Below are 18,532 nucleotides of genomic sequence, written 5' to 3'. Positions count from 1 at the left end.
CCGCGCCCGGCCCCCTCTCGGGTGGGGCCGGGCGCGGCTGCTCGTGGGCGACGATCGAGTGGAGATCGACGCGGGTTGCGGGTCAGTCGGCCGTCACGGGACCTCGGTGGCGAGGGTCCGGTCCACGACCACCTCGGCGTCGGCGTGGATGACGTTCTTGCTCGACTCCGTCATGATGAGCACGCACATCATCGACATCGCCGACAGCAGCGAGAGCATGATGCCCACTCCGAGCGTGTTCCCGTTGGCGACCATCGCGGCGGCGGCCAGCGGCGGCAGCGCGCCGCCGAGGATGCCGGCGAGGTTGTAGCCGAGACCGGCGCCGGTGTACCGGTAGCGGGCCTGGAACAGCTCGGGCAGCAGCGCGCCGGCCGGGCCGTAGGCGATGCCGAAGATGATGAGGGTCACCAGGAGGACCACGGCGAAGGCGATCGGCGAACCGGTGTCGAGGATCGGGAAGACGAACAGCGCCCAGACCACGGCCAGCCCGACCGAGGTGCCGATGACCTTCTTACGGCCGATCCGGTCCGAGTACATGGCGGACAGCGCGATCGCGGCGCCGAAGACCAGGGCGGCGATCATGCCCATGCCGAGGACGAACGGCCGCGTGTGCTCCAGGTTCTTGGTGGCGTAGTTGGTGAGGAACGACGTGCCCATGTAGAAGAGGGAGAACAGCGAGGTGAGCGCGCCACCGGCGATGAGGATCTCCTTCCACTGGTATCGGATGGCGTCCGCGAACGGCAGGGTCGTGGGGGCGGTGTCCTTGGCCGCACGCTCCCGGTCCTGCTTGAAGACCGGGGTCTCCTCGACGCTGATGCGGATCCACAGGCCGATGAGGACGAGCACGGCGGAGAGCAGGAACGGGATGCGCCAGCCGTACTGCATGAACGAGCTGTCCGCGGCGGAGCTGTCACCGGCGACCAGGGAGAAGGCGAGGAACGTGCCGGAGGAGAGGAAGAACGCGAAGGCAACGCCAAGCTGCGGCCACATGGCCATCATCCCGCGCTTGCCCTCCGGTGCGTACTCCGCGGTGAGCAGCGTCGCGCCGGCCCACTCGCCGCCGACGGCGAAGCCCTGGAAGAACCGACACACGACGAGCAGGGTCGGGGCCCAGATGCCGATCCCGCCCTCGAACATCCCGAACGCCCCGGTGCCGTACCCGGGCAGCAGACCGATGAAGACGGTGGCGATGCCCATGATCATGAGCGTCCACACCAGCGTGCGCTTGCGGCCGATCCGGTCGCCGAAGTGGCCGAAGATCGCCGCGCCGACGGGCCGGGCGAAGAACGCCACCGCGAACGTCGCGAACGACGAGAGGGTCGCGGCCGAGGCGTCCTGGCCCGGGAAGAACAGCGTGGGGAACACCAGCGCGGCCGCGGTGCCGTAGATGAAGAAGTCGTACCACTCGATGGTGGTGCCGATGGAGGACGCCGCGGCGACCTTCTTCAGAGAGGTCTTAGGCGAGGCCGCGGACGGGATCGGCGGCTGCGGCGCCGAGCCCCCGGGCTCGATGTTCGTGGTGGTCAAGACGACTCCAGTCTCGTGGGGTGCCGGGCGGTGGTGCTGTCCGGCGCAACGGTTGATTCCCGACGCACGACGTCGATTGGACCGAACAGTATGTGATGGCAGACACACCCGATACACCCGAAAGTGGATGGGGGTGAGCTGGGACACAAATCGTCAGCCGTCGCGCACCCGCCACAGACGGGGTCAGGGCAGGACGCCGAGCAACCGCGCCCGGGCCACGGACTCCATCCGCGACCTCGTCCCCAACTTGGTGCCGATGTTGCGCAGGTACGCCTTGATGGTCTCGGGCGAGAGCGACAGCCTCGCCCCCACCTCGGCGTTGGAGCAGCCGAGCGCCACCTGGGCGAGGACGTCGATCTCCCGCGGCGAGAGCACCACCCGGGCGGGCACCGGCGACTCGCCGGACGCCGGGGACCGGCCCACGCCGGCCAGCGCGGACCCGGCCGCCAGGAGCCTGTCCCGCAGGGCGGGGTCGCCGAGTTCCGCGGCGATCGCCCGCAGCTCCCCGTGGAGGACCCGGAGCTGCTCGCGGTCCGCCGTCTCCAGTCCCCCGCCCTGCTCGGCCACGGCGAGGTCCGCCATCCGGAGCCGACGATCCACCTCGTCGCGGACCTGGAACTCCGCCGCGAGTTCCGCGGCGACGGAGGTGAACGTCTTGGCCACCTGGTCACCGAGCTGGGTGGCGACGCGGGCCGAGCCGTAGAGGATCGTCCGCGCCACCCCCGACACCATGACGGGCACCGAGATGATCGCCCGCAGCCCCTCGCGCTCCACCGCGTCGGCGTAGTCGCGGGTGATGCCCGAGCACTCCTCGTAGTCCCGCACGGTCGCGGGGCGGCCGGTCGCCATGACGTGACCGCCCAGGCCCCGGCCCTTGGCCACGGCGAGCCCCTGCATGGAGTCCGTCCGGGCTCCGATGAACCGGGTCAGCCGGGCGGTCTCACCGTCGGCCTCACCCGCGAAGACCATCGGGACCCCGGTGTCGTTCCGGGCTCTGCGCAGGGCGCTGAGGACGGCGTCGGAATCCTTGGGTCGGAGGGTGTGCATGGCGGTCTCCCGAGAGTGGAGTGGGTCAGCCCCGCGAGGAGTCGCGGATACTGGTGATGATGGCACTGAAGTCCCTGCCGCCGTTGTCCTTCGCGAACTCGTCGTACAGGGCCGCCGCCGCGGCGCCGAGCGGGGCGACGGTGCCGGTGCTCTCCAGGGCCGAGAGCGCGAGCCCGAGGTCCTTGTTCATGAGAGCGGTGGCGAAGCCCGGCGTGAAGTCGTTGTTCGCCGGCGACGTGGGGACGGGGCCGGGGACCGGGCAGTTGGTGTGGAGCGCCCAACTGTTGCCGGTGGCACCGGTGACCACGTCGAACAGGGCCTGGTGCTCGAGGCCCAGCCGCTCGGCGAGCACGAACGCCTCGCCGATCGCGATCTGGTGGACCGCCAGGACCATGTTGTTGCAGACCTTGGCGGCCTGGCCGGCGCCCGGTCCGCCGCAGTGGATGATCTTGCCCGCCATGGGCTCGAGAACGGGCTGCGCGGCGGCGAACGCCTGGTCCTCCCCGCCGACCATGAACGCCAGCGTCCCGGCCGTGGCGCCCTTGACGCCGCCCGAGACGGGGGCGTCGACCTGGAGCATCCCCGCCGCCACCGCCGTGGCGTGGACGGCCCGGGCGTCCTCGACCGAGATGGTGGAGGAGTCGATGAACAGCGTCCCCTCCCCCGCCACGCCGAGCACCTGCTCGTAGGTCGAGGTCACCAGCGCGCCGTTGGGCAGCATCGTGATGACCACACCCGCCCCGCGGACCGCCTCGGCGGGCGAGTCGCACACGGTGATCCCGGCGGTCCGGGCCGCGTCCTGCGCCGCCTCGACCGGGTCGAAGCCGCGGACGTCGTGCCCGGCGCCCACCAGGTTGGCGGCCATGGGCCCGCCCATGTTGCCGAGTCCCAGAAAAGCAATGGTGGTCATCTCACGCTCCCAGTCCGCGCGCGGCGACGGCCCGGCCGACGACCACGCGCATGATCTCATTCGTCCCCTCCAGGATGCGGTGCACCCGGAGATCCCGCACGATCTTCTCTATTCCGTATTCGGCCAGGTACCCGTACCCGCCGAACAGCTGCAGCGCCCTGTCCGCGACGTCGTAACAGCGGTCGGTGACGAAGAGCTTGGCCATGGCGCACTGCTCCACGTGGTCCGGCTCCTTGGCGTCCAGCGACGCCGCGGCCCGCCACAGCATGAGGCGGCTCGCCTCCAGCTCGGTGGCCATCTCCGCGAGCGTGAACCGGATGGTGGGCTCGTCGATCAGGGCACCGCCGAACGCCTCCCTGTCGCGCAGGTGGGCCACGGCCCGGGAGTACGCGTTCTGGGCACCGCCGAGCGAACAGGCGGCGATGTTGATCCGCCCGCCGTTGAGGCCCCGCATGGCGATGGTGAACCCGAGCCCCTCGCCGCCGGTGTCCGCGCCGCCGATGAGATTGGCCGCCGGGACCCGCACCCCCTCCATGATCACCTGCGCGGTGGGCTGGGCGTTCCACCCCATCTTCTGCTCGTTCGGGCCGAAGCTCAGGCCCTCGGAGTCCGCGGGCACGATGAACGCCGAGATCCCCTTGGGGCCGGCGTCACCGGTGCGGGCCATCACCACGTAGACGTCCGACTGACCGCCGCCCGAGATGAACTGCTTGGTGCCGGTGAGGACGTACTCGTCCCCCTCACGCACGGCCTTCGTCCGCAGCGCCGCCGCATCCGATCCGGCACCCGGCTCGGTGAGGCAGTAGCTGGCGAAGTGCTCCAGGGTCGCGAGCCTCGGGATCCACCGGTGCCGCTGCTCGTCGGTGCCGAACTCGTCGATCATCCACGCGCACATGTTGTGGATCGACAGGTAGGCGGCCACGGCCGGACACCCCCGCGCCAGCTGCTCGAAGATCCGGACCCCGTCCAGCCGACGCATGCCGCTGCCGCCGACGTCCTCCGAGACGTAGATGGCGCCCATGCCCATCTCCGCGGCCTCGCGCAGGACGTCCTTGGGGAAGTGATGGGTCTCGTCCCACTCCTGGGCCTTGGGCGCGATCCGCTTGACCGCGAAGTCGCGGGCGGTGTCGACGATGACCTTGTCGTCGTCATCAAGGGTGAACATGGTGTGCCTCTCCTACGGTGTCCGGTCAGTCCATCGTGGGGATGACGAACTCGGCGCCGTCCTTGATGCCGGAGGGCCAGCGCTGCGTGACCGTCTTGACCTTGGAGTAGAACTTGATCGACTCCGGGCCGTGCTGGTTGAGGTCGCCGAAGCCGGACTTCTTCCAGCCGCCGAAGGTGTGGTACGCGATCGGCACCGGGATCGGCACGTTGACGCCGACCATGCCCACCTCGACGCGGGAGACGAACTCGCGGGCGGCGTCGCCGTCGCGGGTGAAGATGGCCACGCCGTTGCCGTACTCGTGGTCGTTCGGCAGCCGCAGGGCGTCCTCGAAGTCGGTGGCGTGGACCACCACGAGGACGGGCCCGAAGATCTCGTCGGTGTAGACGCTCATGTCCGGGGTGACCTTGTCCATCAGCGTGGGGCCGACGTAGTAGCCCCCGGAGATGTCCTCGCCGTTGAAGCTGTCCGTGTAGGCGCCCACGCCGCGACCGTCGACGAGGAGGTCCGCACCGGCCTTCTCGCCCTGGTCGATGTAGTCCAGCACGCGGGCCTTGGACTCGGGGGTCACCAGCGGGCCGTAGTCGGACTGCGGGTCGTGGCTGTGGCCCACCTTGAGGGCCTTGACCTTGGGCAGGAGCTTCTCGAGCAGCTTCTCGGCCGTGCCCTCGCCGACCGGGACGGCCACCGAGATCGCCATGCAGCGCTCACCGGCCGAGCCGAAACCGGCCCCGACCAGGGCGTCAGCGACCTGGTCCATGTCCGCGTCCGGCATGATGATCGCGTGGTTCTTGGCGCCGCCGAAGCACTGGGCGCGCTTGCCGTTCTTGGCCGCGGTCTCGTAGATGTACTGCGCGATGGGCGTCGAGCCGACAAAGCCGACGGCGCGGATCGTGTCGCTGTGCAGGATGGCGTCCACCGCCTCCTTGTCACCGTGCACGACCTGGAAGATGCCGTCCGGCAGGCCCGCCTCGGTGAAGAGCTCGGCCAGGCGCACCGGCACCGAGGGATCGCGCTCGGAGGGCTTGAGGACGAAGGCGTTGCCGCACGCGATGGCGGGGCCGGCCTTCCACAGCGGGATCATGGCCGGGAAGTTGAACGGGGTGATGCCGGCGACCACGCCCAGGGGCTGGCGCATGGAGTAGACGTCGACGCCGGTGCCGGCGTTCTCGGTGAACTCGCCCTTGAGCAGGTGCGGGATGCCGATCGCGAACTCCACCACCTCGAGGCCGCGCTGGATGTCGCCCTTCGCGTCCGGGGTGGTCTTGCCGTGCTCGATCGCGAGCAGCTCGGCCAGCTCGTCCATGTTCTGGTTGACCAGGTCCACGAAGCGCATGAGCACGCGGGCGCGCTTCTGCGGGTTCTGCGCGGCCCAGGCCTTCTGCGCGGCGGCGGCCTTGGCGATCACGGCGTCCACCTCGGCGGCGGAGGCCAGCGGCACCACGGCCTGCGCCGTGCCCGTGCTCGGGTTGAGCACCTCCTGGGTGCGCCCGCCCGTCGCGGCGACCCGCTTTCCGTTGATGAAGTGCTCGATCTGCCTGAGGTCCGACATGGACTTCCCTTCGTTGTAGGGGCCACGGTCCTGGGATGACCGCGTGCCACCGCTCCCGTGATGGCCATCACCCTATACTTGCAACTCCTAGTAATCCAGGCCCGGCGCCGGGTCCGCCCCCGTCCATCCCCTTTCGGGTGTACCGCGCCCCCCCGCGCTCCCCATACTGTGAGCTGACTCACTCTGCCCCGCCCGCTGTCAGGAGACTCCATGGCCCCGCTCGACACCGACGCCACCACCCGGTTCCGCACCGCTCGCGACTTCCTCCAGGCCAACGCCGGGGACTACGCCGCCGCGCGGGCCGGGTTCGCGTGGCCGGAGCTCGACGAGTGGAACTGGGCGCTGAACTGGTTCGACGTCCAGGCCGAGGGCAACCCCGACCCCGCGCTGTGGATCGTCGAGGAGAACGACGGCGGCGAGGCCCCGACCGAGGCCAGGTACTCGTTCGACGAGATGCGGATCCGCTCCGACCGGACCGCCAACTGGCTGCGCGACCACGGAGTCGGCCCCGGGGACCGGATCCTGCTCATGCTGGCCAACCAGGTCGAGTTGTGGGACGTGATGCTGGCGGTGATCAAGCTCGGCGCCGTGGTCATCCCCGCCACCACGCTGCTGGCCGAGGGCGACCTCCGCGACCGCATCGCCCGCGGCGGGATCAGGCACGTCATCGCCCGCGCCGAGCTCACCGGGCGCTTCGCCACGATCTCGGGCGACTACCAGCGGATCTCCGTCGGCGGAGCCGCGCAGGCGACAACCGTCGGCGGAGCCGCGCAGTCGACGACCGTCGGCGGAGCCGCGGACGGCTGGACGGACCTCGCGGCGGCCATGGACGCCTCCCCCGACTTCGAGCCGAGCCACACCACCCGCGCCGACGACACGCTGCTGCTCTACTTCACCTCCGGGACCACCAGCAAGCCCAAGCTCGTCGAGCACACGCACGCGTCCTACCCGGCGGGTCACCTGTCGACCATGTACTGGATCGGTCTCCAGCCGGGCGACATCCACCTCAACGTGTCGTCCCCCGGGTGGGCCAAGCACGCCTGGTCCAACGTGTTCGCGCCGTGGATCGCCGGCTCCTGCGTGTTCCTCTACAACTACTCGCGCTTCGACGCCACGGCGATGATGCGCGAGATGGACCGCTGCGGGGTGACCAGCCTGTGCTGCCCGCCCACCGTGTGGCGGATGCTCATCCAGGCCGACCTCACCCAGCTCCGGACCCCGCCCCGCCTGGCGGTGGGCGCCGGCGAGCCGCTCAACCCCGAGGTGATCGGCCGGGTCCGCAACGCGTGGGGCGTGACGATCCGCGACGGCTTCGGCCAGACCGAGACCACCGTGCAGATCGCCAACACCCCCGGCCAACCCATCAAGGACGGCTCGATGGGCCGCCCCTGCCCCGGATTCGACGTGGCCCTGGTCGATCCGGCCACCGGGCAGGAGGTCACCGGCGACGGGGCCGAGGGCGAGATCTGCCTGCGGTTGGACCCCCGCCCGCTCGGACTGATGGTCGGCTACCACGGCGACGCCGAGCGCACGGACGCCGCCTACGCCGACGGTTTCTACCACACCGGCGACGTGGGCTCGCGGGACTCCGAGGGCTACATCACCTACGTCGGCCGGACCGACGACGTGTTCAAGTCCTCCGACTACCGGATCTCGCCGTTCGAGCTGGAATCGGTGCTGCTGGAACACCCGGCGGTCGCCGAGGCGGCGGTCGTGCCCTCCCCCGATCCGGTGCGGCTGAGCGTGCCCAAGGCGTTCATCGTCCTGGCCGGCGGGTGGGAGCCGACGGAGGAGACGGCACGCCAGATCTTCGAGTACTCGCGCACGCACCTGGCCGGGTACAAGCGGGTCCGGCGGATCCAGTTCACCGACCTGCCCAAGACCATCTCGGGCAAGATCCGCCGCGTGGAACTGCGCCGGGGCGAGTCCGCGAACGGCCCGTCCGTGGACTTCCCCGGCGAGTTCCGCGAGGAGGCGCTGCGCTGAGGGCGTTCAGAGCCCTCCGCCGGGTGGACCGTGGCCCTGAGGCCCGCGGTCACCGGCCGGACCGCACCATCCCGTCGATCTCCTCGGGGGTCCACGGCGGGCTCGCGTGGAAGTCGCGGTAGGCCAGGATCTGCGCGTCCGGCGCCGGGAAGCGCCCGATGAACCCGCCGGATCCGGCGAAGACCCCGCCGGTGACGCCGTCCGCGAGGTCGGAGACGAGATAGGTGTAGAGGGGTGCCACGTACTCGGGCCCCGCGGGGTCCAGCGCGCCGGCCACGGTCAGCTCGTCGAGCATCCCCCTGCGCCCCAGCTCGCGGATCTGCTCGTCGTAGTCGGGGCCACTCGACAACCTGGTCCGCGCGCCGGGGCACACGACGTTGGCGCGCACCCCGTGCTCGGCGAGCTCGGCGGCGATCGCCAGGGTGAGCGAGGTGACCGCGCCCTTGCCCGCGGGGTATCCGGTGCCGCCGTAGTCGCCCTTCCACGCGAACGACGACGTGGTGACGATCGCCCCCGCCCCGGCGGCCGCGAAGTGCGGCGCGAAGACGCGGCAGGTGGCGAACACGGACCCGAGGTGGGCGTCCATGAGGTCGGCGAACTCCTCGTGGGACACGGTGAGGATCGACGAGCCCGCGGGCTCGGCCACCCCGGCGCACGTGATGAGGCCGGCCACCTCCGAGCCGCCGGCCGCCGCCGCCTCGAGCAGGGCCTCGGCGACCGCGGGTTGGTGGGCCGATCCGGGGATCCCCACGACCCGCCCGTCGGATCGGGCGGAGAGCTCGGCGACCCGGCGCTCCAGCGCCCGCTCGTCGCGCCCGTTGAGCACCACGTCCGCCCCACGGGCGGCCAGGTCGCCGGCGACGGCCGCGCCGATGCCGCGGGAGGACCCGGTGACGGCAAAGGCCCGGCCGTCGAGCCGCAGGCCCGTCACGCGGTGGCGCGCCGGTCGTGGTCGGGCGACCTGTCCGCGACCAGGCGGCGCGCCCACCCGTAGTCGGTCTTGCTGCTGGGGTGCCGCTCGACCTCGTCGACCACCCAGTACGCCACGGGGATCTTGAAGCCGGCCAGGTGCCCGCGCAGGGCGGTGCCCACCGCCTCGAGGTGACCCGCGCCCCCGTCGGCGGGGTACCCGTCCGCCCACTGGACCACCGCGCCGACGCGGTGCCCGAAGCGCTCGTCGGGGACCCCCAGGACCACGGCGTCCTCGATCCCGTCCACGGCCTTGAGCGCGGCCTCGACCTCCTCGGCGAAGATCTTCTCGCCACCGGAGTTGATGACCTGGCTGGCCCGGCCGAGCATGATGATCGTGTCCGGGCCGTCATAGCGCCCGCGGTCGCCGGTGAACACCCGCCGGCTCCCGGCGATCTCCCGGAAGGTCTCGGCGGTCTTGGCCTCGTCCTTGTAGTAGCCGCCGGGCTGGTACCCGCTCTTGACGATCCACCCGATCTCGCCGGAGTCGTCGGGCAGGGGGTCGTCGAGGTCGTCCACCAGCTGGAGGGTGGTGCCGCGCGGGATCCGGGGTCCGTGGTCGGCGAACAGGGAGCCGTCGTCGAGGTTCGCCTTGGTCACCACGCCCAGTCCGCCGAAGCCGCTCTCGGAGGAGCCGAAGGCGTCCATGATCATGAGGTCGGGCCGCAGCCCCAGCAGGTCCGCCTTGACCGAGGGCGAGAACAACGCGGCCCCGGACGAGATCATGAACATGCTCGAGGTGTCGGCACCGGTCTGCCGCATCCGCTCCACCAGCGGCCGGACCATGGCGTCGCCGGCCACCACCGCCACCTGGATCCGCTCGCTCCGGATCTCCTCCAGCGCCTCGTCCGCCCTGAAGTGCGGGAGGTAGTGCATCGTTCCGCCGGCGAACAGCCCGGTGAAGCTCGGCATGATGCCCGAGGTGTGGATGAGCGGGAGCAGGATGAGGTAGCGCAGGGGGTCGCCGCCGAGGCCGGACCGGGACTGGTGGTACTCGTCGGGCACCGGCTCGCCGGTGGTGTAGTCGGAGCCGCCACCGAGGCTCCGCCACAGGTCCTCCTGGCGCCACATCACGCCCTTGGGTTTGCCCGTGGTCCCGCCGGTGAAGACCAGGTAGAGGTCGTCGGCGCTGCGCTCCACCGCCGGTCGCTCGGCGGAGGCGGCGTCGAGGATCCCCCGCGCCTCGAGGGTCCCCTCCGGCAGCGGGTCGACGCCGGAGCCGTCCTCCACCACGATGGTGTGCCGGAGGGCGTCGAGCCCCCGCACGGCGTCGGTCACCGCCGCGCCGAACTCGCGGTGGAAGACCAGGACGCTGGTGTCCGAGTAGTCGTAGAGGTAGCGCAGTTCCGGCCCCGAGTAGCGGTAGTTGATGCTCACGGTCACCGCCCGGAGCTTGAGCACGCCCAGGATGAGCGCCATGCAGTCGACGCCGTTGCGCAGGTGCACGCCCACGTGGTCGCCGGCCCCCACCCCGAGCGAGGACAGCGCGTCGGCCCAGCGGTTGGCCTCGGCCTCGAGGTCGGCGTAGGTGAGCCGGCGCTCGTCCTCCACCACGGCGAGTCGGTCGTCGCCGTAGACGTCGGCGGCGTGTTCGAAGAGGTCGGCCAGGTTGTGTGCCATGCGGTGTCCTCCGGGACGGGGCTCGATCGATCCCGGTCGGGTCGATCTCGGACGGGCTGCTGTCAGACCGGGGTGATGGGCAGCGGGGTGCGGGTGGGGCCGAAGGTGAACGCCGCGCCGGTGCTGATCCGGGTCACGGCCACCTCGTCGGACTCCCTCGCCGGCTCGTCGCCCAGGCGCAGCACCGCCTCCACCCCGGAGCCGTCGGAGGGGACGCGTTCCACGGTCCAGCGCGGGTCGACGGCCTGCGCCGCCGCGGCCAGCGGACGCAACCCGTCCCGGGCGAGCAGCGGGAGCCAGGTGTCGTCGGCGAAGCCGTCCGCGCGCGTGTCCCACCTGACGGCGAGCGACGCGCCGTCCGCCGAGACCTCCGAGGAGAAGCCGGTGTACGCGGCGGGTCCCGCCAGGGGGTGCACGGCGAGGACCCTCTCGAGCCCGCGCGCGCCGCCGTCCGCACCGAGCGCGTCCCGGAGCCGCCCGGCGGCGACGCCGGCGATGCCGGTGGCCTGGTAGGCCAGCAGGCGATCGGCCGTCTCGGCGTCCGAGCGCCGCCGCACCGACTGGTGGAAGCCCACCGCGAGGAGGTGCATCTGGAGGTAGACCTCGCGCAGGATCCGGATGAGCGCGGCCGAGGTGAAGTCCGAGAACACCAGGTCGGTCAGCAGGGGGCCGGCGTAGTCGTCGAGCGCCCCCTGGCCAGCGGTGTCACCGGGGGCGGGCGGGGCGAAGCGGAAGCCGATGAGCCGGCTCGACGCCGCCTCGACCGCCGGGCCCGGGAGCGTGGCCGGCTCGGCGTCGGGGTCGATCCGCACCGTCCAGTGACAGTGCGGGGTCCGGCCCTCGGGACTGCGCGGTGGGCGGTGGATCGGCTCGACCACCGCGCGCGGGTTGGTGGCCAGCGCGGTGGCGGGGAAGGTGGGGTCCTCGATGTCGTGACACATCGTGGTCACCAGCCGGTCCCCCATGGGCTCGACGTCCATGAGCGCGCCGCAGTGGTCCAGCCAGAACTCGCCGTGGTCGTGGTCGGTCACCCCGTACCGGAAATCCATGAACTCCGGCGGCGCGCCCACGTCCAGCTGGAAGCCCTTGAATATCTCGGCCACACCGTCGCCGGTGATCCCCAGCGCCGTCTTCATGCGTCGGGTGTAGTGCGGGCTCGCCGCCTGCCATTCCTCGATCGCGACGTCCCGCATCCCGTCCACGCCGAACTCCCCGAGCAGGGCGGGCATCCCGGCGCGGTCGATGAGCTGGCCGATGAGCAGCAGTTCGGGCACCAGGCGGGCGAGGGTGGCGTGACCGAGGGAGTCGAGCGGATCGTGGGACCCGGTCGGGCCGGCGGCGGGCACCGGGATCAGACCTCGTCCGGTCCGGAGACCGGCCAGAGCGGTGCCGGGCTGTCCTCGATCCGGTACCAGCCCGCCGGCTTGTCGCCGGCCGCCTCGAACCGCTTCTTCATGGAGTCGGTGAGCGCGTCGGCCTCGTACATCCGCATGAACAGGTCCACCACGTTGCCGAAGTCGAAGAAGTCCCGGTGCCACGCCCACTGCCCGTTCCCGTTGTAGAGGAACCAGGAGCCGCCGAGCCCGTGCACCTCGTAGGGCTCGCCGGTCGCGGGGTCGACGGTGTCCCGGGCGATCTGCTTCCACAGGCACAGCACGTCGCCCGTCTCGGGGTCGATGATGGTCCGGATGTAGGGGTACTCCCAGCCGTCGAGCCCGGCCATCTCCTGGCCCAGCGCGACGTCACGGATCTCGTCACGGCCGACGGCCATGAAGTCGTCCTTGGTCCCGTAGTTCCAGCCGTACGTGGCGTCCTCGGCATAGAAATCGGCCAGCGGCGTCCAGTCCTTGTTGCGCTCGCACTCCGCGTTGGCCTCCACCCAGCGCTGCACGAACTCGGCGATCTCGGCACGGTCGTATCGGGTCACGTCACTCACTCCTGTGGGTTTGCATCGTCGTGGACCAGGCGGAGTGCCTGGGTCGGGCAGTACTTCACCGCGGCCCTGACGGCCTCGAGGTGGTCGTCCGGGATCGCGCCGCGCCGGGCGCGGACCTTGGCCTCGGGGCCCTTGCCCACGGTGAACCACTCGGGGGCCTCGGCCTGGCACTCGGCGTGCCCCTGGCAGAGATCGAAGTCCACCTCGACTCGCATCGGCGTCGGCTCGGCCATCAGCTCCGCCTCCGGCGGTAGCGGACCTTGCACGGCTGGGCCAGCTGGACGACCATCTTCGAGTGGTCGTTGTGGTAGCTCTCCGCGGGCTGCGCCAGCTCGAACTCGAACTCGCGGAGCAGGATCGAGAAGATGGCCTTGATCTGCAGCTGGGCGAACGCGGCACCCACGCAGCGGTGACGGCCGGCGCCGAAGGGGATCCACGTCCACCGGTTGACGATGTCCTCCTGGCGCGGCTCCGCGTAGCGGTCCGGGTCGAAGGCGTCGGCGTCGGGGAAGTCCTCGGGGAGCCTGTTGGACACGGCCGGCGACGCGGCGACGGTCTGGCCGGCGTGGACGACGTGGTCGCCGATCTTCACCTCCTCCTGGGCGACGCGCATGAGGATGATGAGCGGCGGGTGCAGCCGCAACGTCTCCTTGAGCGCGTTCTCCACCTTGGGCATCTGCCGCAGGGCACCGAAGCTGTACTCGGCGCCGTCCGCGTAGACCTCGTCGAGCTCGGCCACGACCTCGGCCAGGTAGTCCCGGTGCTTGAGCAGCTCGATGAGCATCCACGCGCTCGTGCCGGAGGTGGTGTGGTGGCCGGCGAACATCATCGAGATGAAGATGCCGGTGACCTCGTCCGGGGTGAAGCGGTGGGTGCCGTCCTCGTTCCGCACCGAGACCAGCACGTCGAGCAGGTCCCGGTCCTCCTTGTCCGCCGGCGGGTGGGCGATCCGCGCGTCCATGATCTCCGAGACCAGCTCGACCAGTCCGGCACGGGCGGCGTCGCGCTTCCGGAAGGCGGGGATGTCGGCGTAGGCGTCGATGTACGCGTGGGGGTCGGTGCCCTGTTCGAGGTCGTGGTACAGGTGCGCGAACCGGGCGTCGAGCTCCTCCCGGAACTTCGGGCCGATCAGGCACGCGGAGGAGGTGTAGATGGTGAGCTCGGAGAACCACTCGAGCAGGTCGATCTCGCCCTCGTCCCCCCACTCGGCCACCATGCGCCGGACCTCGCGCGGGATGGTGACGGCGTGCTGGCGCATGTGCTCGCCGCGCAGCGCCTGGTTGTGCAGCATCTCCGAGCGGCGCTCGGGGCTGGCGTCGAACACCACGCCCTCGCCGAACACCGGGGTCATGAAGGGGTAGGCGGCGGCCTGGTCGAGCGACTCGTCGGGGGCGCGGAAGAAGGCCTCGTTGGCGGCCGCGCCCGAGGCCAGGCAGATGTCACGGTCGGCGATCCGGAAGATCCCCAGGTCGCCGCACTCCTCGCGCACCCGCCAGAACAGGCCGATCGGGTCGGTGCGGAGCTCGTCCATGTGGCCGAGCTCGCCCTCGCCACCGGAGACCCTCTCGGGTTCTCTCAGTTCGGAGAGATCGGTGGGGATGTCGGTACCGGTCACGAGTAGTCCTCCTCGATGGGGGCCTCCGGCTGGATCTCCAGCTCGGTGATCTGGGCGCCGCGGGGCATCGACACCATGGCGGTGACCCCCCGGGCGAGGTCGGCGGGCTTGCACATCCGCGGGTGGCGGCCGAGTCCGTGCTTGACCCAGTCGTTGATGACGGCCTCGGCCGTCTCGGGATCGAATTCGGTCCCCATCTCGGTCATCACCGGTCCGGGGCGGACCACACCGAGCCGGATGCCCGTGCCCTCCAGCTCCTTGCGCGCCTGGTGGGCCATCCGCTCCAGTCCGGCCTTGGCGGCGACGTACGCGCCGGAGCGGGGGCGGGCGGTGTACGCGACGTCGGAGCCGATGAGCACCACGTCCCCCCGGCGACGCTCGACCATCCCGGGGATCACGGCGTGGAGCAGCCTCTGCACGGAGAGCAGGTGGATGTCGATCTGGGAGGCGAAGTCGTCCGGGTCCATCTCCCAGACCCGGGCCATGGTCAGGGTGCCGGCGCTGGAGACCAGGACCTCGGGCGGCCCGTACGCCCGGCCCGCCGCGGCGACGAACTCGGTGACGGAGTCGGAGCTGGTCACGTCGACGGGGTGGGCGGTGGCCTCCCCCCCGGCGTCGCGGATCCGGCCGACCAGCTCGTCGAGGCGGTCCGCCCGGCGGGCTCCCACCACGACGGGGTGGCCGAGGGCGGCCAGCGCCTCCGCGGACGCCCGACCGATACCCGACGACGCACCGGTGACCAGCGCGGGCCTGTCGCCGACGTCCCGCTGCGCGGGGAACCTCAGGCTCATCCTCGGACCTCGACTCGCATCGGGAGGTGGGCGAACCCACGGACGTTGGAGGAGTGCACGCGCTCGGCGCCGGGGAGGAGCTCGTAGTCCGACACGGAGCGGGCGATCATGTCCAGGGCGACGCGGCCCTCCAGCCGGGCGAGGTGCGCGCCCAGGCAGAAGTGGGGACCCTGGCCGAAGCTCAGGCTCGCCGCGGTGTCGCGGGCCAGGTCGAAGGTGTCGCCGTCGGGGAACACCTCCTCGTCGCGGTTGGCCGACCCGATCAGGAGCAGGACCTTGTGGTCCGCGGGGATCGTCACGTCGCGGACGGTGACGTCCCGGGTCGTGGTCCGCAGCACCAGCTGACTGGAGGTGTCGAAGCGCAGGGTCTCCTCGACCCACGCGGGCACCAGGTCGGGGTCGTCGATCACCGCCCGGGACTGGTCCGTGTACTCGTGGCCCCAGTACAGGGCGTTGGCGAGGAGCTTGGTGGTGGTCTCGTTGCCGGCGACCACCATGAGGAACAGGAAGGACAGGATCTCGTCCTCGTCCAGGCGTTCCCCGTCGATCTCCGCGTCGAGCAGGGCGGAGGTGAGGTCGCCGGTGCGGGACCTGCGACGCTCGGCGACCATCCCCTGGTAGTAGGTGATGAGGTCGAGCGCGGCGACCATCGCGTCCTGCGGCACGTCCTGCACGCCCTCCTCGCGGTGCATGACGAGGTCGGCGAGCCTGCGCAGCTCCGCCCGGTCGGCCTCGGGGACGCCCATGAGGTCGGAGATGACGTCCATCGGGAGCTTGCCGGCGTAGTCGTCGACGAAGTCGAACGCCTCCCCGTCCCGGGACCTGGCCAGGCACTCGTCCCAGTGCTGCCGGGAGATCGCCTCGATCCCCTCCGTGAGCGCGTCCACGCGGCGGGCGGTGAACCCCTTGCTCACCAGCTTGCGCAGGCGGGCGTGGCGGGGATCGTCCATCGCGAGGAAGGACATGGTCTTGTACGCGTGCGGGCCGTACGCGGCCGGGTCGAGCGAGACGCCCATCGCGTTGGAGAACACGTCCGGGGCGCGGAACGCCTCCCGGACGTCCGCGTGCCGGCTCAGCGCCCAGAAGCCCAGGTCCGGGTTGTGGTACACCGGCGCCTCGGAGCGCAGGCGGGCGTAGAGGGGATACGGATCCTCGTGCACGGCGTAGTCGTACGGGCTGAACACGAGCGGGGCCTGGGTCGCGGTGGTCATGTCCGGGGTCACCTCAGTATCAGTCGTGCGGCGGATTCGATCGCGTCGGCCATGTCGGAGTACGAGCCGTAGCCCATGCCCGCCCTGACGAGCGCCCCGGCGTAGACCATCTCCAGGGCGCCGACCACCTCGTCGTCGTTCTCCTCCCCCAGCGCGTCCACCAGGCGGCGACGGATGTCGGCGCCGATCCGGACGCGCAGGTGGGAGACCTCCGGGTCGTCGCCCAACAGGGCGGCGGTGACCGCGGAGGACAGTTCGGGCTCGTCCGCCAGCAGGAGCGCGACGTCCCGCAGGACCGCGACCACCCTGTCGACGGTGGTGCCGCCCGCGGCGGGCTCGGTGACGTGGTCGTCCAGCCGGCGCCAGAACACCTCCGCGATGAGGTGCCCCTTGGAGGAGAAGTAGGTGTAGGCGGTCGCCGGCGCGACGCCGGCCCGCGACGCCACGGCGCGGACGGCCAGGCCGCCCGGCCCCTTCTCACGCAGGACCTCCACGGCGGCGCTGGTCAGGCGGTCGACGGTCTCCGCCTGCTGGCCGTTGAGGCGCCGCCTGGTCGATTCGAACCGAACGTCACTGGACATGTGTCTGGACAGTACACCACCCGCCGGACTATCGTCTAGACAGTTGTCCACCCACCTCGACGTCCCCACCCCGACGGAAGGCTCCCCGTGACCGCGAGCACCACCGACACCGCACCGCTCCTCATCGGCGGCGAGCTGCGCCCCGCGTCCGGGGGCGCCACGTTCGACGTCCTCAACCCGGCCACCGAGGAGCTGATCGGCCGGGCCGCCGACGGTACGGCGGCCGACATGGACGCCGCGATCGCCGCGGCCCGCGAGGCGTTCGACACCACCTCCTGGTCCACCGACCACGCCTTCCGCGCCTCGTGCCTGCGGCAACTGCGCGACGCGCTCCAGTCTCACACCGAGGAGCTGCGCGCACTGACGATCGCCGAGGTCGGCGCGCCCCACATGTTCACCACCGGCCCGCAGCTCGAGGGTCCCGTGGCCGACCTCGGCTGGCTGGCCGATCTCGTGGACTCCTACCGGTGGGTCGAGGAGCTGGGCGAGTCCGAGGTGATGGGCGTGCGCTCCAACCGCTCGGCCCGGCGGGAGGCGATCGGGGTGGTCGGCGCCATCACGCCGTGGAACTTCCCCAACCAGATCAACCTCGCCAAGATCGGCCCCGCCCTGGCCGCGGGCTGCACCGTGGTCCTCAAGCCCGCGCCGGACACCCCGCTCATTGCCGCGGCCGTGGCCCGGATCGCCGCCGAGGAGACCGACATCCCCGCCGGCGTGCTCAACGTGGTGTCGTCGTCCGATCACGGCGTGGGCGCCCAGTTGACCAGCGACCCCCGCGTCGACCTGGTCTCGTTCACCGGCTCCACCGCGACCGGCAAGAAGATCATGGTGGCCGCCGCGGAGACGCTGAAGAAGGTCTTCCTCGAGCTCGGCGGGAAGTCCGCCGCCGTGGTGCTCGACGACGCCGACCTGAACGCCGCCTGCTTCATGACCGCCCTCAACGCGTGCACCCACGCCGGTCAGGGCTGCGCGCTCACCACGCGGCTGGTGGTGCCGCGCGAGCGGTACGACGAGGCCGTCCAGTCCGCCAAGGGCGCCATGGCCGCGTTCGCACCGGGCGACCCCACCGACCCCGGCACGCTCTGCGGGCCGCTGATCTCCGAGCTCCAGCGCGAGCGGGTCGAGGGCTACATCGCCCTGGCGGTGGAGGAGGGCGGCACCATCGAGATCGGCGGCGGCCGCCCCGCGGACAAGACCACGGGGTACTTCATCGAGCCCACCCTCATCTCCGGCCTGGACAACTCCTCGCGCGTCGCCCAGGAGGAGATCTTCGGGCCCGTCCTGGTGGTCATCCCCCACGACGGGGACGAGGACGCGGTCCGCATCGCCAACGATTCGCCCTACGGCCTCTCGGGCGCCGTCTGGGGCAGCGACCTCGAGCGCGTCGAGAAGGTGGTCTCCGGCATCCGCACCGGCACCCTCGGCGTGAACGGCGGGATCTGGTACGGCGCCGACGTGCCCTTCGGCGGCTACAAGCAGTCCGGCATCGGCCGGGAGATGGGCCGCCAGGGCTTCGAGGAGTACCTCGAGACCAAGGCCGTGGCCACCCCGGCCTGACCCGGCCCACCAGCACCATCCACCGCACCACCGAGAGAGAGCAGACACACAGACATGGGACGTTT

General features: G+C 71.3%; 16 protein-coding genes. 2 read left to right on the top strand and 14 right to left on the bottom strand.

Going from position 1 to position 18,532, the window contains the following annotated elements; all coding sequences use genetic code 11:
• Positions 1–93: 93 nt before the first annotated feature.
• The 5 genes from B4M60_RS13005 to B4M60_RS12985 form a co-directional block, all read right to left on the bottom strand.
• Positions 94–1,527 (bottom strand): MFS transporter, encoded by a 1,434-nt coding sequence (locus B4M60_RS13005; RefSeq protein ID WP_291084723.1) that lies wholly within the window; start codon positions 1,525–1,527, stop codon positions 94–96.
• Between the two features lie 183 nt (positions 1,528–1,710).
• Positions 1,711–2,574: a LuxR C-terminal-related transcriptional regulator gene (locus B4M60_RS13000; RefSeq protein WP_291084720.1), complete on the bottom strand. Its 864-nt coding sequence runs from the start codon at positions 2,572–2,574 to the stop codon at positions 1,711–1,713.
• A gap of 25 nt (positions 2,575–2,599) precedes the next feature.
• Entirely contained in the window at positions 2,600–3,484 is an 885-nt protein-coding gene (gene mmsB, locus B4M60_RS12995; protein ID WP_291084717.1) for a 3-hydroxyisobutyrate dehydrogenase, read from the bottom strand.
• Position 3,485: 1 nt separating this feature from the next.
• Complete coding sequence (locus B4M60_RS12990; protein WP_291084714.1) at positions 3,486–4,649, bottom strand: acyl-CoA dehydrogenase family protein; 1,164 nt, start codon at positions 4,647–4,649, stop codon at positions 3,486–3,488.
• A gap of 25 nt (positions 4,650–4,674) precedes the next feature.
• A complete protein-coding gene (locus tag B4M60_RS12985; RefSeq protein ID WP_291084711.1) occupies positions 4,675–6,201 on the bottom strand; it encodes a CoA-acylating methylmalonate-semialdehyde dehydrogenase in 1,527 nt (508 codons plus the stop codon).
• 210 nt (positions 6,202–6,411) lie between these two features.
• Between B4M60_RS12985 and B4M60_RS12980 the strand changes: the two genes are divergently transcribed.
• Positions 6,412–8,187 carry an AMP-binding protein gene (locus B4M60_RS12980; RefSeq protein ID WP_291084708.1) on the top strand — a complete coding sequence of 592 codons (1,776 nt, stop codon included), beginning with the start codon at positions 6,412–6,414 and terminating at the stop codon, positions 8,185–8,187.
• A gap of 49 nt (positions 8,188–8,236) precedes the next feature.
• Here B4M60_RS12980 and B4M60_RS12975 read toward each other — a convergent pair whose 3' ends face one another.
• The 9 genes from B4M60_RS12975 to B4M60_RS12935 form a co-directional block, all read right to left on the bottom strand.
• A complete protein-coding gene (locus B4M60_RS12975; RefSeq protein ID WP_291084705.1) occupies positions 8,237–9,118 on the bottom strand; it encodes an SDR family NAD(P)-dependent oxidoreductase in 882 nt (293 codons plus the stop codon).
• The gene (locus tag B4M60_RS12970) at positions 9,115–10,776 is read right to left on the bottom strand and encodes an AMP-binding protein (RefSeq protein WP_291084703.1); all 1,662 of its coding nucleotides are present in this window, start codon (positions 10,774–10,776) and stop codon (positions 9,115–9,117) included. The genes B4M60_RS12975 and B4M60_RS12970 overlap by 4 nt, the downstream gene beginning before the upstream one ends.
• Before the next feature lie 62 nt (positions 10,777–10,838).
• Positions 10,839–12,122 carry a hypothetical protein gene (locus tag B4M60_RS12965; RefSeq protein WP_291084700.1) on the bottom strand — a complete coding sequence of 428 codons (1,284 nt, stop codon included), beginning with the start codon at positions 12,120–12,122 and terminating at the stop codon, positions 10,839–10,841.
• 5 nt (positions 12,123–12,127) lie between these two features.
• Positions 12,128–12,703 (bottom strand): nuclear transport factor 2 family protein, encoded by a 576-nt coding sequence (locus B4M60_RS12960; protein WP_291084698.1) that lies wholly within the window; start codon positions 12,701–12,703, stop codon positions 12,128–12,130.
• 5 nt (positions 12,704–12,708) lie between these two features.
• Positions 12,709–12,927 (bottom strand): ferredoxin, encoded by a 219-nt coding sequence (locus tag B4M60_RS12955; protein ID WP_291084752.1) that lies wholly within the window; start codon positions 12,925–12,927, stop codon positions 12,709–12,711.
• Between the two features lie 17 nt (positions 12,928–12,944).
• On the bottom strand, positions 12,945–14,243 hold the full coding sequence (locus B4M60_RS12950; RefSeq protein ID WP_291084749.1) for a cytochrome P450: 1,299 nt from the start codon (positions 14,241–14,243) through the stop codon (positions 12,945–12,947).
• An 80-nt stretch (positions 14,244–14,323) separates the two neighbouring features.
• Positions 14,324–15,118 (bottom strand): SDR family oxidoreductase, encoded by a 795-nt coding sequence (locus B4M60_RS12945; RefSeq protein WP_291084696.1) that lies wholly within the window; start codon positions 15,116–15,118, stop codon positions 14,324–14,326.
• Positions 15,115–16,329, bottom strand: coding sequence for a cytochrome P450 (locus B4M60_RS12940; RefSeq protein ID WP_291084693.1), 1,215 nt, complete (start codon positions 16,327–16,329; stop codon positions 15,115–15,117). Before B4M60_RS12940 ends, B4M60_RS12945 begins: the two co-directional genes overlap by 4 nt.
• An 8-nt stretch (positions 16,330–16,337) precedes the next feature.
• Complete coding sequence (locus tag B4M60_RS12935) at positions 16,338–16,910, bottom strand: TetR/AcrR family transcriptional regulator (RefSeq protein WP_291084691.1); 573 nt, start codon at positions 16,908–16,910, stop codon at positions 16,338–16,340.
• Between the two features lie 87 nt (positions 16,911–16,997).
• Here B4M60_RS12935 and B4M60_RS12930 point away from each other — a divergent pair, with 87 nt between their 5' ends.
• On the top strand, positions 16,998–18,467 hold the full coding sequence (locus B4M60_RS12930) for an aldehyde dehydrogenase (RefSeq protein WP_291084688.1): 1,470 nt from the start codon (positions 16,998–17,000) through the stop codon (positions 18,465–18,467).
• Positions 18,468–18,532: the final 65 nt, after the last annotated feature.

It is taken from the genome of Dietzia sp. UBA5065, assembly GCA_002415925.1.
Classification (GTDB): Bacteria; Actinomycetota; Actinomycetes; order Mycobacteriales; family Mycobacteriaceae; genus Dietzia.
Note: the sequence above shows the minus strand (reverse complement) of the source record. Positions and strands in the feature narration are given on the sequence as shown.

What these genes read in the sequence shown, in the direction of transcription:
- B4M60_RS13000 (WP_291084720.1), bottom strand. Translation starts at nt 2,574, where the DNA reads ATGCACACCCTCCGACCCAAGGATTCCGACGCCGTCCTCAGCGCCCTG.
- mmsB (WP_291084717.1), bottom strand. Translation starts at nt 3,484, where the DNA reads ATGACCACCATTGCTTTTCTGGGACTCGGCAACATGGGCGGGCCCATG.
- B4M60_RS12990 (WP_291084714.1), bottom strand. Translation starts at nt 4,649, where the DNA reads ATGTTCACCCTTGATGACGACGACAAGGTCATCGTCGACACCGCCCGC.
- B4M60_RS12985 (WP_291084711.1), bottom strand. Translation starts at nt 6,201, where the DNA reads ATGTCGGACCTCAGGCAGATCGAGCACTTCATCAACGGAAAGCGGGTC.
- B4M60_RS12980 (WP_291084708.1), top strand. Translation starts at nt 6,412, where the DNA reads ATGGCCCCGCTCGACACCGACGCCACCACCCGGTTCCGCACCGCTCGC.
- B4M60_RS12970 (WP_291084703.1), bottom strand. Translation starts at nt 10,776, where the DNA reads ATGGCACACAACCTGGCCGACCTCTTCGAACACGCCGCCGACGTCTAC.
- B4M60_RS12955 (WP_291084752.1), bottom strand. Translation starts at nt 12,927, where the DNA reads ATGCGAGTCGAGGTGGACTTCGATCTCTGCCAGGGGCACGCCGAGTGC.
- B4M60_RS12950 (WP_291084749.1), bottom strand. Translation starts at nt 14,243, where the DNA reads ATGGACGAGCTCCGCACCGACCCGATCGGCCTGTTCTGGCGGGTGCGC.
- B4M60_RS12945 (WP_291084696.1), bottom strand. Translation starts at nt 15,118, where the DNA reads ATGAGCCTGAGGTTCCCCGCGCAGCGGGACGTCGGCGACAGGCCCGCG.
- B4M60_RS12940 (WP_291084693.1), bottom strand. Translation starts at nt 16,329, where the DNA reads ATGACCACCGCGACCCAGGCCCCGCTCGTGTTCAGCCCGTACGACTAC.
- B4M60_RS12935 (WP_291084691.1), bottom strand. Translation starts at nt 16,910, where the DNA reads ATGTCCAGTGACGTTCGGTTCGAATCGACCAGGCGGCGCCTCAACGGC.